Consider the following 12,748-nt stretch of genomic DNA (forward strand, 5'->3'; position numbering starts at 1 on the left):
CCCTCGAAAAGGACACTTCCTCCGGTGTTCACAAACACTCCTCAAAGACCCTCAAGCACTGACGAACCACCGCGAGGAAACAAAGAAAGCCGAGTCCGTGACCTGTTTTGCTGGTCGAGAGGCCTCGATCGGACAGCGTGTGCCTGGTCTAGCAGCAGTCGCTACCAGCGTCACTGGCGTCGGTGTAGTCGACGCCGGTCACCTCAGTGATCGTCTCCGTACAGTCCTCGAGCAAGGCTTCGAAGTCGTCCCGGTCGCGTTCCGTTTTCGCCTCTGCGAGCGCCCCACCGAGGGATTCGGCCGCGGTCAGCACGCCGTCGACGTCGCTCAACAGCACCCACCTCCGAGCGACTGCGCGAACTCCTGGCCGATCCGCTCGCTGACGACGTCGTTCGTCTCCGCGAGTAGCTCCTCGAACGCCTCCCGGGCCTCGCGATGGCGCGTGACCGACTCGATTTCCGAGAGGTCATCTTGGATGTCCCGGAGGTCGCTCATGAGCGACGCGTCGAACTCGCCGTCCTGGAGTTCGCGCTCGGTCTCCCGGTACGCATCCAGCAACTCCTGTGCCTCGGCGTCTGCCTCGAGTGCCTCGCGTGCGTCGACCAACGCCTGGTACGTCTCGCACGCCAGGAGTTCGTCGACGAACGCTTCGAGCTCGGTCTCGACGTCCGTCGTCTCGACAGGGGATTCGCTCACGACACCGTCACCTCCTCGCGGTCGTCCTCGCCCACGCCATCCAAGCCCGTGACGTCCGCGCCGAACTCGCGGAGGTCGTCGAGACCGACGGGCTCCTCCTGGCGCAGCGGTGCGAGCATCATCGGCACGTCGAAGCGCTCACTGATCTCCTCGAGGTACTCCGCTTGCTGCGCGCGCCGATTCTCGAAGAACGCGTTATCGCCATAATCCTCGGGGAGCAGATAGTTCGCGACCACGACCGACGTCTCGATACCGACCTGATCCTGGAGGTCCATCGCGGCACGATAGGCCTCCATCATCGGCGTGAACTCGGGGTACATCACGAACGCAAACGAACTCCGACTCGGGTCCTGCATCGTCTCGATGACCTCGTCGTACTTCCCGCCGTTGGCCGGGGCAGCTCCCTTCGTGAGCGACCCAAGGTCCATGAATCCCTTCCAGTCCGACGGCAGTTCCAGTAACCGAAGCGTGTGTCCCGTCGGTGCGGTGTCGAACACCACGATGTCGTAGCCGTCCTCCTCGAAGTAACTCACGAACTTTTCGAGCGCCGCCATCTCCTCGGCACACGGCGACTCCAACTCCTCCTCGACGTTCGCGACCGCCGCCTCCACGTCGATCTGCGTGTCGTCCTTCTCGTCGTACATCTCGCGGACGTGATCGAGGACCTGCGTCCGGTACTCTTCGAGTGCGCGCTCCTGGTCGATGCGGGCCGCGTCGAGATTCGCCTGTCCGACCGACGTGGGTTCGTGACCGACAGGTTGCTCGAAAATGTCCGCCAAGTGCGCAGCCGGGTCCGTCGTCACGACGAGCGTCTCGTAGCCGGCCTCCGCGAGCGAGACCGCCGTCGTGGACGCAATCGTGCTCTTCCCGACACCACCCTTGCCCGTGAAGAACAGGTACCGCGTCTCCTCGACGGGGACGAGTTCCTCGGCGACCGCGTCGGCATCGGTGAACGTGTCGAAGTCCACGGTGTCTTCGTTGGTCGCCCGTCGCGTCGCCGCGTCCACGTCGACGGTCGCCTCTTCGCCGTCGTAGAGGACGCCACCGACGTCCGAGAGCAGCTCAAGGCCCGCGATCTCACCGGGCTGAAGCGGGTACGTCGCGAGCGCCTGCTGATCGAAGGTTGACTCCACACGGTCGATGACCGCCTGTTCGTCTGCGCGCTTGCCCTCGAAAAACGGGTCTTCGCAGACCGACTCCGGTAGGTAGCCGTTGACGACGAGGAGCTGCGAGCTGATACCGAGCTCGGCGAGGTCGCTCGCGCTACGTTCGATCTCGTCGATCGACGATGACTCCGGTTTCCCGACGAACGCGAACGACGTCCGGGACTCGTCCGAGAGCGTGTCGATGGCGCGCTCGTAGTCCGCCTTCTTGTCGTCCATTGACGCCGCGGGCCCGATGCACGTCGACCCACCCTTCTCGAGTTCGGCGTTCCAATCTGACGGGAGCTCCATCAAGCGGATGGTGTGTCCGGTGGGGGCGGTGTCGAAGACGACGACGTCGTACTCGGGGCTGTCCATGAAGTCGACGAAGTTGTCGAACGCGGCGATCTCCTCGACGCACGGACTGTTGAGTTGCTCTTCGACGGTCTGGATCTCCTCGTCGCCGAGGAGCGCCCGCATCGGCTCGATGGTCTCCTGGCGGTACTCTTCGGCGGCGACGTCGGGATCGATCTCGATGGCCGAGAGGTTCGGGACGTCGTCGATGGCGGTGACCTCGTGGCCGATGTCCTGGTTGAAGATGTCGGAGAGGTTCGGCGCCGGGTCGGTCGTCACCAACAGTGTGTCATAGTCGTTGTCGGCCAGCCACGTTGCCGTGGCACAGCTGACAGTACTCTTACCTACACCGCCCTTCCCGCTGAAGAAGACGAACTCCGTATCTTCGCTGTTCGGTTCAACAACTTCTTTCGCTGGCGTTTGTGTAGCAGTCATTTACGCTTCCTGTGGGTCTGGGGAATCCTCGAAAGTCGATGCGAGTTCGTCGTACGAGAGATACGTTTCTCTGGCGACGATCTCGTCGTTGACGACGGTAATCGGGAGAATTGACGGGCCGTGCTCCTCGACCAGATCGGCGATTTGCTGGGTTTCGAGGAACTGCTCGATGTTGTGTTGCATATTCGCTCGCGACACGTCGACATCAAATTCGTTTTCGAGTTGGTCGAGGGCGGCACTGACTTCGACGAGTTCATCGTCCGGGTCTGGTCCACAGACGCCGGTGGAACAGCACATCGCTTCTTCGTACAGGGTGAGTTGAGTCATTCGTGGATCGAAGGGAGTTGTTCGATTGAGTAGGCGATACACCGAGTCATCTCCAGCACTGAGCTGAACCGGTTTGTCTCATTTTACTGTTTGTTCATATGTGTATAAGCGCTTTGGTCAGTATCTTCAAGACAGAAGATCAGGAGAAACGGTGTCTGTGACAGTGTGGTAAGACCAAAGGCGTCAAAACACCGTACTAAGCTTCTGCTTTCTTCGAACGAACGATTGTCTATTCGTTAAGATGGGCGACCGTATACTAAGCAGCCAAATGTGCGATCTCAATTAGAGACCCGTGGCTCCGTACACAACACTTACTTTATTATATGCTTAAATCAGAGCCATGTCATCGACCGAGCGGTTACAACGATATCTTACAGACGAACGCGGTGGCTGTGGTGATGAAGAGGTGGCACAACGGCTGGATGAGCTTGAAGAGCTTGACGCCGCAGCTGGTGGGCCTGCACTTGAGGCGGACGTAGGTGTATTATCAGCCCTTGCTAACGAGACACGATACAAGATTATCCGAATCCTCCACATAGCCGGTGAAGAGCTCTGTGTCTGTGAGTTTTCACCGCTTCTGGATGTCAGTGACAGCGCGATTAGTCATTCACTCTCTCAACTCACTGAGGCTGGACTCGTGACTCGCCGGAAAGACGGGAAATGGCGAAAGTACCAGACTACCATGCGGGGCGACGCGCTCCTTGTCGCACTGAACGGATCCCGCAGATGAGACAGCGCCGCACGAGGACACCTGGCAAGTCTATTGAGGAAGTTGGTGGTATATATAGTACTCATACGAGGCCTAAAGACCGCGACAAAGAGTCGAATAAGTATGTCTGCTGATTCGACGACGAAATTCGGATTCGTGTGCGTACAGAACGCTGGGCGCAGCCAGATGTCGACAGCGTTTGCGGAACGAGAGCGAGAACGACGTGATCTCGAGGATAGCGTCGAAATTCTTACTGGAGGGACCCATCCAGCCGACCACGTTCACGAGGAAGTGGTCGAAGTAATGGGTGAGGAAGGATTCGACCTCTCCGAGCGAACGCCGCGAGAAGTCTCGACTGATGAACTGGAATCGTGCGACATCGTCGCGACTATGGGGTGCTCGACGCTCGAACTCGATGCAGAAACGGTCGATGTCCGTGACTGGGCGCTCGACGATCCCGATGGTCAAGAGATGGAACAGGTTCGGGAGATTCGGGACGATATCGAACAGCGCGTTGTAGACCTGTTCGACGAGTTCAATCCCGACGACTAACAGCTAATCACGAATATTCAAAGAGCCACACCTCAGTTTTTCTAGTATTAGATTGTAGAACAGAACCAGATTGTGTAGAATCCTCGTCGAGCAATTTTAACGGCTAACACGACCAGTATCGAGGGAATCGGGGTTTTTCTCGATTCGAAGTGCCTCGCTGGGAGACCTCGAGGATCTCAGAACAGGTGACCTATCGAACCGGAGTAATCCAGATACGCCCGATATTGCCATCGTTACCCTGTCGTCGAGCAATTTTAGAGATCACGGGATTATTCCTGAACTCGTCGAGGTATTTTCTACGCCCTCAAATCAGCCCGACGGGGTTCTTCTGAGATTTGAGACCGTCATAACGTCTTGCATATCGCGGATTTCGTCCAAAGAAAGAGGCGATATGCAGTGTACGAAGGCCGCCGGCTCTCTCAGGCCGAGGGGCCGTCACAGAGTTAGCGGAACTACGGAAGTATCAGATTTAGTGCATAGATTGAGCGGGTGCGTTCCGGTGGTGTCTGTTGCCCCCGCGAGGGGGTGGTGGGGCGCATCAGGTCCCCCCGATAGACGATGGCTTCGGAACGACGCAGCGAGACACAGTCAGCGCATCACGCAGAAACTATCCCCGACGACCAGGTGTCGTGGGCAGACCTTGAGGTGGTGGTCTCGACCGACCGGGATCACGCGTCGGTCGTTGCCCTCGTGGAGTGTACTCTCGTCGAGCTCACACACGAGCCGAGCGGCGCCGTCTTCGTCTCACGGCAGGTCGGGCAGTCGACGCGGACGCAGTACGTCGTCGCCGACGAGGTCGGCGAGCAGTTCCAGAAACGGCACTTCGACGACCGGCTGGGCTGGCACGAGACCACCGTTCCTCGACGGAACGTTCGCGACGAGCTCATCGCCCAACTCACACAGTCGCCCTCGACGACGGCGGGACGATCAGGTGAGGGAGCAGCCAGCGAGCCAGACACCTTCGTCGTGAAGCCAGTTCGAGAGCTCCGAACTCTATAGCGGCTAGTCTTAACCAATAGTCCCGGCCCAAACCGGCACCGTGTTGGTTAACATTGAGGCTGGGTACACTCCCTCACCCCCGCCCACCGCCCTGATACTCGAGTGAGTGAAGCCTGGCGGCCGGTCGACTCGAATGGCCGTCGCGACGGGTTTTATCCGGCCGCTACTCCTCGAGAGTGAGTATGGTCGTCGTCGAGGAGGTCCCCAAACTAAGCGGGCGCCGGACCCAAACCTCGTCCGAGGTGTTTCCGGATGAGTCGGTGGCGTCGATTCAGGCGGCCGTCGAAGCCGTCCCGACAAGCGTCTTCGACGGCTCGACGAAGCACACGGAGGTCGGGGCGTTCGATGCCGAAATCGCTGACGGGCTCTCGCAGTACGAGTACGAAGGGGACGCCGCCGGCGGCTACAACCCAAACTGCAAGCTCTGGTCGCATCAGGGGTTTAACTACAGCGTCGACCTCTATGACGCCAACGCTCGCATCGCCATCGAGGTTGAGAAAAGCGAGCGGAAGAACGTCAGCGACGACCTCCTCAAGTTCCAGAAAGGGTACCGCACCCAGAAGGACGGTCGGCCGAAAATCGAGTTCGGCTGTCTGGTGGTGCCGGTGAACTACCTTGGCCGGCATAACCTCTACCAGCACAGCCTGACCAAACTCGACTTCATGAAGGGCGTCCTGTTCATCGACGACGTCGCCGTCATCGGCTATCGCGACCCGCGACCGGACTGACGCTGTCACTCCTGACTGTTTGTCGGCGCCGGGAGGCGTGCAGCGCGCGACAGCGTGCGCGGCGTGACTTACCATGCCTGGTCCCGATCCGCACGACGACACGAGTGCCGACCACGAACAGTTCGAGAAGGAACAGTTCGCCCAGGACCGCGACGCCGCCGGCGTCGACACGGCGGACATCGACGACGCGACGGCCCAGCGCCTGGTTAGCGACCTCGTCGACGCGGACATCGTTACACCCGTTCCCGAAGACCGTGTCCTGGCCCACGAGCCGAGCGGCGCCGCATTCGACTCATCGACGCAGCTGGCCGTCTTCCACCGCGGCTGGACGGCCGGCCGCGACGCCGACGCTGGGGACGAGTGATGCAGCAGACGCTCGTTGGCTGTGCGTTCTGCGACGCCCCGCCCGGCGCCGAGGCTGGCGAGGCGCATACGTGGGGCCAGGACGACCGGGTCACCCACCCGATCTGCGTCGACTGCGCGATTCAGACGGAGCCGAATCCCGACGAGCGCGATGACTACGCTTGTGACGGCTGTGGGCTGGTCGTCGACACGCTCGCGGCACTGACGCGGTTCCGCGTTGAACTGGGGCATCTGGAAGGCCCGTTGCAACTGTGTGCTCGCTGTAGCCCTGGTGGGCTCGCGACGTACTGGACGCGTGACCTCACGGAGCATCTCGTGGCCGAGTGATACTTGTTCGAACTTGGCTCACATCGTACACACGAAAACGGCTAAGTGGGCTGGCTCACATTGTACACATTATGAGCACCGAGAAGAAGCGCGTGCAGTTTCGGGCCCCCGATCGGCTCATCGATCGGGCCGACGCACTGGCCGCAGTCCTCGGGGAAGACCGAACAGATGTCCTCGTGACCGCGCTTCGGGAGTACCTCCAAGACGCCGCTCATGACGACACACTCACCCAGGAGATCGCCGCCGCTTATTATGACGACGAGATCAGCTTCGAGCAGCTCAAAGCCCTCGTCAGCGCCGAAGAAGCGGCAAACATCCGCGTGTTGAAACAGCAACTGGACGAGGACTTCATCGACGAGGTCGCCGACGCATAGATGTCGCGGTGTATCGCAGACGCCTCCGCCCTCGTGAGTCTCGGCATCGTTGCTGACAACGACCCCGATCCACTCGCACTCTGTCTCTCCCGGTACAAGGTCGTCGTCCCAACGACGGTCATCGATGAGCTCCGAGAGATCGCCTCCTACGATGACGTCCATGGACACGCGGCGTCCGCCGTCCTTGACCGGGTGGATGCATTCACGACACAGTCGGTGGACCTCGATGCCGAGTTTCCGCTCGATGACGGCGAAAACGCGGCAGTCACCCTCGCGAACGATCTCGAGGCTGCGCTCTTCCTCTGTGACGAGTTCAATCAACTTGGCTTGATCCACGCCTCACTCGCTGATACCCGACTCGTCACGACACCGACGCTGCTCTCGGTTCTCGTTCGAACTGAACACCTATCTGCTGCTGATGCGCGGGTACTCCTCGATGCAATCAGCGACGCCCGTAGCTGGGACGCAAACAGCTACGTGCAACGGGCCCGATCGTTGTTCGAGGAGCCCTGACACCGAGAAGGATACTTCGGAGTGAACAGGAATGCCCGATAACGACGCTCTCTACGACGTTCGTGAGCAAACGGGGGATCCCGAGCACGCATCAGTTGACGACGTGGTCGAACTCGTCCTCGAACGCGCACAGCACCCCCGGACGGAGCACCGGGACGCGCATCTCGACGAGATGATGGCGACTGTCGTCGATCGGTACGGGACCGATCCTGTCCGAACCGTTATTCAGCGCGTCCTCGTCGACCACTACCCCTTTCGGACTGCCACGCACGACCTCGAGATGCACAACGTCGACGGTGTTCGTATCGGGACAGCAGCCAGCCAGTTCCTGACAGAATTGAACGCGCAGCATGACGATTGAAACACAATCTCTGAAAGCCCTCCGCCGCTCGACGTCCCGCGACCGCGCGAGACTACGTCTCGCTGGCCCTCGTTCGCGTCGCTCACGAGGACGCCGCTGCGCGCCTCGTGCCTGCGGTGCTTGCGGGGTTGGGGGACGTTCACGGCGCGAAGCGCCGTGGGTTCGGGAGACATCGTCTCCCGGTAACCGAAGCGGTCTCGCCCTTTCCGAGTTCGACAGGACTGTTGATTGCTCATCGGGCGACGTGGTCGGCTGGACAGGTGTGTACGTATCGGCCCGCCCCGCTCGCCGCTGCCGCCTTCCGGTGAGCTATGCTCACCGGCGTCCCGCTCACTCCGTTCGCGGGACCTCCGCGTCGCTCGCGACCGACCATTCCGGGCTGCGCCGAGCAAGCTCGGCGTTCCGGGCTAAAGTGCATGTGCCCTCGACGCCAGCGCTTCACCCGTTCGGGTCCTGCGGACCTCGGCGAAGCCGCCCGCGACGGACGTGGTTGCGTCGCGGCGAACGGGGAATGCGCTGGCCGCTTGCTCCGGGCGGGTCGGCGCGCGGTGCTGGTTGGGGATCACCTCATGTAGGCGCGCTCTCGCTCGCGCCCGGTAGGGCGCTCGCGAAGGCGCGAGCGAGAGCGCGCAGATGGTTCTGTCGGTCGTTGTCGTCGGAAAACCGCGATGTAGGAGCATCGCGGTGGCGGCGCGTGAGCGCCTTCACAGGTACGGTGAGTACCCAATGTCTAGTAACAACGCTAGCGGAAAGGTCGTTTCGGTCGATGAACAGGCATTCGAGAACGCGGGCGAGCAGGCGGCCGATGAAGACGGGTTCCCGGTCGTCGACGAGACGCCGGAGTTCGAGGCGGCGGTCGAACAGGAGACCCAGGCGAAGGTGGATGCGAACCACCCGGACGGGATCGCGGACACGAGCGAAGACCGGATTCACGGCGTCACCCTCGAACAGGAGGAGCGCATTCGGGCGCGGGAAGCCGAACTGGAGCGCATCAGTGCCCAGGCCGAGCTGGGAACGCAGGACGGTCGGGAGCAGCGCACGCGAGATATTGCAGCGAAGCGGAGCGCTGTGCGGCGTGCTGAGTTCCAGACACGGGCTGCGAGCGTGGACCCGATGGCCGACCCCGAACGAGATGATCCCCGAGCGGAGCTCACGCAGGAGCAGTTGGCGGCGGTGAACAAGCAGTCGATGCGGTTGGCTGAAAAGCTGGATGGCTGGTCGCGAGCGGCGATTGGTCGGCGGCTGGGTGAAGCCGTCGTCGGTGGGAAGGACGTGACGAGTGCGGTCGTCGGCGTGTTCGAGGAGTTGCAGACGGCACCTGGGACGGTGATTCCCATCGGGAAGCTCGAGGACGTCAATCGTAAAGAAGTGAGCATCGAAGGTACTGTGACCCGGTTGTGGAAACCGTCGAGTGCAGCCATTTCTCAAGTGGGACTCATCGAGGACGAGAGCGGAAAAACGAAGTTCACCAGCTGGGTTGCGAGCGAACAACCCTGGATTGAGGAGGGCGAGCACGTTCGTATTCACGGAGCGGCGAAGAATTGGTACAACGGACGCGTCTCGGTGGCTCTGACCGGCTGGAGCACAGTTCACTTCCCCGAGCGCGGCCGCTGGTGGGAAGCATAGCCAACTGACGCAACCTCTTTTTTGCTGTGGGCCGGGCCGACCCAGACCCCACCGCCCCACCCTCCGCTCCGTGCTCGCTTCGCTGCGCGCGCAGCCACGACCGTGGTGTATGATGGGGGGTGAGATGGCCTCCTCTGGGTGACCGATGAGTCGCAAGGAGAGTTTATCCGCGTCACCGATGGGCGCAGCGCGATGTCCAACAGTTCACCCGAGACCCACGATTTCGATGCGTGGTTCCCTGGCGTCTTCGACGGCGAAGGCTGTATCCGCATCGCAATTGCCGACCGAGAGCGGTACAGCACCGGCTTTGAACTTGCACCAATGCTCCGAATCACCCACGAACAGTTGACTGGAACCCTTGACGCAGAAGGATGGATTGGCGTGAAAGTAAACCAGAATAGTGAGTATCGAGTCGACCATCGACTTCAGCCGAGGATCGAGGTCACCGAGACGTATCGTGATCATTTGATGCAGGCACTTTGTGCGTACTGTGATACTCACGACGTGAACTGCCATGTATCCAGTCTCGAGCCCAATGAGGACCGGAGCGATCAGTACATTTGGGGCGTACGAGGCATCAATAATACAAAGACAATCCTGACGCCGCTTCGGGATCAGTTCATCGTCAAGCGCGAGTAGGTCGACCTCCTCCTCGATGAGATCATTCCACGGATGGAAAGAGGCGTCCGCCACGACAGGGAGGGCTATCGTCGTACTGTCTGGACCCTCTGTATCGGTCACACCGTTACTGAGGGCTGTTTGAAGAATTCGGCTTTGTTGAAATAATCAGAAAGTGATATATCTGACCTGGGTTCTGGTCCGTACAGGGGACTCACCTGCCAGGAAGGCTTAACAATACTCCCTGACAAGTCTCTAATAGAGTGGTTGTGGATTATTTTGATAGCGAACTGGCTCGGTATTCTGCTCTGTTTCTCGCCTGTATCGTAATCGGTCTCCCACCGTGGGTGTTCATTCTGTACCCAACAGAGGAAGCTCTGACCTACATTAGTAGCCCGGGTGCGTGGGTGCTTGCAATCGGCACATGGTTGGTGATGGTTACCGCTGCTGCGATTGCTCAACGGTAGCAGTACTCCGCACTCTTCAGCGACTAGATGTTACAGGAAAGAATGTGTCAGAAGGATAGAGTTTCAACAGAGCCACTGGATAGAAATAACAGGTGTGAGCCGGAGAATATATTCCCCACTAAGCAAATAGTTACACATATTCGCTCTGCGAACATCAGGCCTCTGATGGACCGAACTTGTCCCCTCGAATTCATTTTCGCCTCGCATCTCGTGGTCGTCGCTATCGCTACACTTTCTGGAAGTCGCTTGACTGTGGCGTGTCTCTTCATCATAGACGCAGCCCTCACCATGATCCGTATCCTCTACGAACGCTTGGCCGCTGGCCGCCCCCAGACCGGCTCTCCTCCTGCGACGGACCCGTACAATCTCTTTAAAGATCTCCACGATGCGGTCGTGGACAAGCGCGGTCGGGTCCCAGTTCCGGGTTCAATGCCGCCGGTGTATCCACGGAATATTCCGTATGTCGTCGAAAGTTGTGTTATCCTCTACCCATTGCTTGTCGTGGCGTTTCCGGTATGGTTGTTCTCCCCCTCGGGCACGCTCAGTGTACTTGCCATACCAGGAATTGGCATCATCGCCGCGAAGCACTTTGTCTTCATTCAGGCGCGTGAGTCGGCAGGAGTCTACGAAACCGCGTCGTCACGGCGGATCCGTCGTAACCGCAGCCTCCTCTTGGTTGCTCTCCTCTCAGGTGGCGCTGTTGCCGTCCTCTCGGCGGTATCTACCCCTGCCACGACGATGGTCGCAGCGATGGCCGTAGCCGCACCGTGGGTGCTCTTCGACTGCCGGCAAGCTGGTCTCGGACCGTGGTTCCCAGTAATCGAGGGCGACGCGGTAGACCGCCCGGTTTCGGCTCCCCGTGGACAGCCATACACAACTTTCGCTCATGACAAACGAGGCGTGCGCCAGCATGCCTTCGGTGGCGGCTTCGCTTACGCACTCGACGCTGGATTCTCAGTCATGCTACTTTCCGGGATACTCGCGATCTCGGCTCGCGCTGTCTGGCTCGTCCTTGTGATGGTTGTCCTGCTTCCCGTGTTCCTCATCCTACCTGCGTCGGCGCTCGTCATGTGGATCGGGGAGAGCCACGTTGAGTATCGTCTCTACGACAATGGTATCGTTGCTTATGACACGTACCTTAACACGGTACAATGGGTCGCTCCTGTGGAGGATATTCGCTCCGTTTCGGCGACCGATCCGACACCGCTGTGGCGCTCGTCGCTCGGACTGCCCGACAAGGACCTCATCCTCCAAATTGAGCGGGCAACGGGAGAGACCATTGAAATTCGGCGCTTGACCGACACGAAAGGGTTCGAACGAGCTTACCGAGATCCCTGAGAGCGGTTCGTGAGCGAGTTCCACGGACGGATCCATGGCTAGAACCTCACCAACTGGTTTGGGATCGTTCACTCATTGTGTTCCTCCCGCTTAGGTGTCTCTTGACAGCTATATTCCTCTCGGGTAGGTCTACGATAGAAGGGGTCTCTTCCAGCATTCTGTTCGCTACGACGTATGTATTGAGCGATCCGTGATTCACCTGTACTGACCACAGGCGGTCAAAATGTATCTTTCCTGGGGATTTTAACAGAGCCGAAGCGGTCTTCACCGCTTGATATCCCGCAAACTCTCCCGGCTAGTGAGAACGTCTTTGACCAGTATCATAATAGGACTCCTGACTGTGGTGCACGTATGGGCTCCAGTCTCAGTCGCACCGCCCGCGAACAGCTCACGACCCGATACGTGCTCTCGCTCGTCGCGTTTCTCGCCCTCGTCTATGGCGTCACGAATGATGTCGGGACAGTACTCGTCATCGCTTTTGGCCTCGCGTTCGTGGAGGCGATCTCGATTCTCAGAGAAACGCCGACTGTCGATGGCCGCTGGGTCGGCGTTGGCCTTGGCGCGTTCATCACGGTCGCCAGTCTCGCGTGGCTCGGCTGGGAACTCACTGCGACCACCGGAACAGGCGGTCCAGTATGGTTCCCGGCGCTGACCGCGCTGATCGGCGTCTGGTTCCTCTTCGATGCCCGCGCGGACTTCGCCGATAGCACTAGTAGCGACGAACCTCAGTACCTCACAAAGCATCGCCGGCTAATCCGACTTGAGCCATCTGTTCTGTTGTGGTGAGTCGTCGATCACGGTTGAGCAACGCTGATCGAA

At 59.9% G+C, this 12,748-nt stretch carries 17 protein-coding genes; 12 read left to right on the forward strand and 5 right to left on the reverse strand.

The window, feature by feature from the left end; genetic code table 11:
• Window positions 1-148: 148 nt before the first annotated feature.
• From hcsS to arsD, 4 genes are read right to left on the reverse strand one after another with little or no spacing between them, the layout of a single operon-like run.
• Window positions 149-337 (reverse strand): halo-CC-star protein HcsS, encoded by a 189-nt coding sequence (gene hcsS, locus APQ99_RS11070; RefSeq protein ID WP_049892776.1) that lies wholly within the window; start codon window positions 335-337, stop codon window positions 149-151.
• Window positions 328-696, reverse strand: coding sequence for a halo-CC-star protein HcsL (hcsL, locus tag APQ99_RS11075; protein WP_012289729.1), 369 nt, complete (start codon window positions 694-696; stop codon window positions 328-330). Before hcsL ends, hcsS begins: the two co-directional genes overlap by 10 nt.
• The gene (gene arsA / locus APQ99_RS11080; protein ID WP_010890458.1) at window positions 693-2,627 is read right to left on the reverse strand and encodes an arsenical pump-driving ATPase; all 1,935 of its coding nucleotides are present in this window, start codon (window positions 2,625-2,627) and stop codon (window positions 693-695) included. Before arsA ends, hcsL begins: the two co-directional genes overlap by 4 nt.
• Window positions 2,628-2,954 (reverse strand): arsenite efflux transporter metallochaperone ArsD, encoded by a 327-nt coding sequence (arsD, locus tag APQ99_RS11085; RefSeq protein ID WP_010890457.1) that lies wholly within the window; start codon window positions 2,952-2,954, stop codon window positions 2,628-2,630.
• Window positions 2,955-3,294: 340 nt separating this feature from the next.
• Here arsD and APQ99_RS11090 point away from each other — a divergent pair, with 340 nt between their 5' ends.
• From APQ99_RS11090 to APQ99_RS11140, 10 genes are all read left to right on the forward strand, one after another.
• Window positions 3,295-3,684, forward strand: a complete 390-nt coding sequence (locus APQ99_RS11090) for an ArsR/SmtB family transcription factor (RefSeq protein WP_008444919.1) — start codon at window positions 3,295-3,297, stop codon at window positions 3,682-3,684.
• A 102-nt stretch (window positions 3,685-3,786) separates the two neighbouring features.
• Window positions 3,787-4,215, forward strand: coding sequence for a low molecular weight phosphatase family protein (locus tag APQ99_RS11095; protein WP_010890456.1), 429 nt, complete (start codon window positions 3,787-3,789; stop codon window positions 4,213-4,215).
• Window positions 4,216-4,773: 558 nt separating this feature from the next.
• The gene (locus APQ99_RS11100; RefSeq protein WP_010890455.1) at window positions 4,774-5,214 is read left to right on the forward strand and encodes a hypothetical protein; all 441 of its coding nucleotides are present in this window, start codon (window positions 4,774-4,776) and stop codon (window positions 5,212-5,214) included.
• 182 nt (window positions 5,215-5,396) lie between these two features.
• The gene (locus tag APQ99_RS11105) at window positions 5,397-5,942 is read left to right on the forward strand and encodes a hypothetical protein (RefSeq protein ID WP_136361217.1); all 546 of its coding nucleotides are present in this window, start codon (window positions 5,397-5,399) and stop codon (window positions 5,940-5,942) included.
• Window positions 5,943-6,015: 73 nt separating this feature from the next.
• Window positions 6,016-6,306 (forward strand): hypothetical protein, encoded by a 291-nt coding sequence (locus APQ99_RS11110; protein WP_012289727.1) that lies wholly within the window; start codon window positions 6,016-6,018, stop codon window positions 6,304-6,306.
• On the forward strand, window positions 6,306-6,632 hold the full coding sequence (locus APQ99_RS11115; RefSeq protein WP_049892774.1) for a DUF7558 family protein: 327 nt from the start codon (window positions 6,306-6,308) through the stop codon (window positions 6,630-6,632). Before APQ99_RS11110 ends, APQ99_RS11115 begins: the two co-directional genes overlap by 1 nt.
• A 71-nt stretch (window positions 6,633-6,703) precedes the next feature.
• Window positions 6,704-7,006 carry a hypothetical protein gene (locus APQ99_RS11120; RefSeq protein WP_010890452.1) on the forward strand — a complete coding sequence of 101 codons (303 nt, stop codon included), beginning with the start codon at window positions 6,704-6,706 and terminating at the stop codon, window positions 7,004-7,006.
• On the forward strand, window positions 7,007-7,519 hold the full coding sequence (locus APQ99_RS11125) for a PIN domain-containing protein (RefSeq protein WP_010890451.1): 513 nt from the start codon (window positions 7,007-7,009) through the stop codon (window positions 7,517-7,519).
• Window positions 7,520-7,550: 31 nt separating this feature from the next.
• Complete coding sequence (locus APQ99_RS11130) at window positions 7,551-7,880, forward strand: hypothetical protein (protein ID WP_010890450.1); 330 nt, start codon at window positions 7,551-7,553, stop codon at window positions 7,878-7,880.
• Between the two features lie 726 nt (window positions 7,881-8,606).
• The gene (locus tag APQ99_RS11140; protein WP_012289724.1) at window positions 8,607-9,506 is read left to right on the forward strand and encodes a DNA-binding protein; all 900 of its coding nucleotides are present in this window, start codon (window positions 8,607-8,609) and stop codon (window positions 9,504-9,506) included.
• A 204-nt stretch (window positions 9,507-9,710) separates the two neighbouring features.
• On the opposite strand, the gene APQ99_RS12665 is transcribed toward APQ99_RS11140, so the two are convergent.
• Entirely contained in the window at window positions 9,711-10,247 is a 537-nt protein-coding gene (locus tag APQ99_RS12665; RefSeq protein ID WP_049892772.1) for a hypothetical protein, read from the reverse strand.
• A gap of 509 nt (window positions 10,248-10,756) precedes the next feature.
• Between APQ99_RS12665 and APQ99_RS11150 the strand changes: the two genes are divergently transcribed.
• Together APQ99_RS11150 and APQ99_RS11155 are read left to right on the forward strand one after the other, a co-directional pair.
• Window positions 10,757-11,929: a hypothetical protein gene (locus APQ99_RS11150; protein WP_229373323.1), complete on the forward strand. Its 1,173-nt coding sequence runs from the start codon at window positions 10,757-10,759 to the stop codon at window positions 11,927-11,929.
• Window positions 11,930-12,280: 351 nt separating this feature from the next.
• Complete coding sequence (locus APQ99_RS11155) at window positions 12,281-12,715, forward strand: hypothetical protein (protein ID WP_136361218.1); 435 nt, start codon at window positions 12,281-12,283, stop codon at window positions 12,713-12,715.
• Window positions 12,716-12,748 lie beyond the last annotated feature (33 nt).

The organism is Halobacterium salinarum DSM 3754 (genome assembly GCF_008124605.1).
Classification (GTDB): Archaea; Halobacteriota; Halobacteria; order Halobacteriales; family Halobacteriaceae; genus Halobacterium; species Halobacterium salinarum.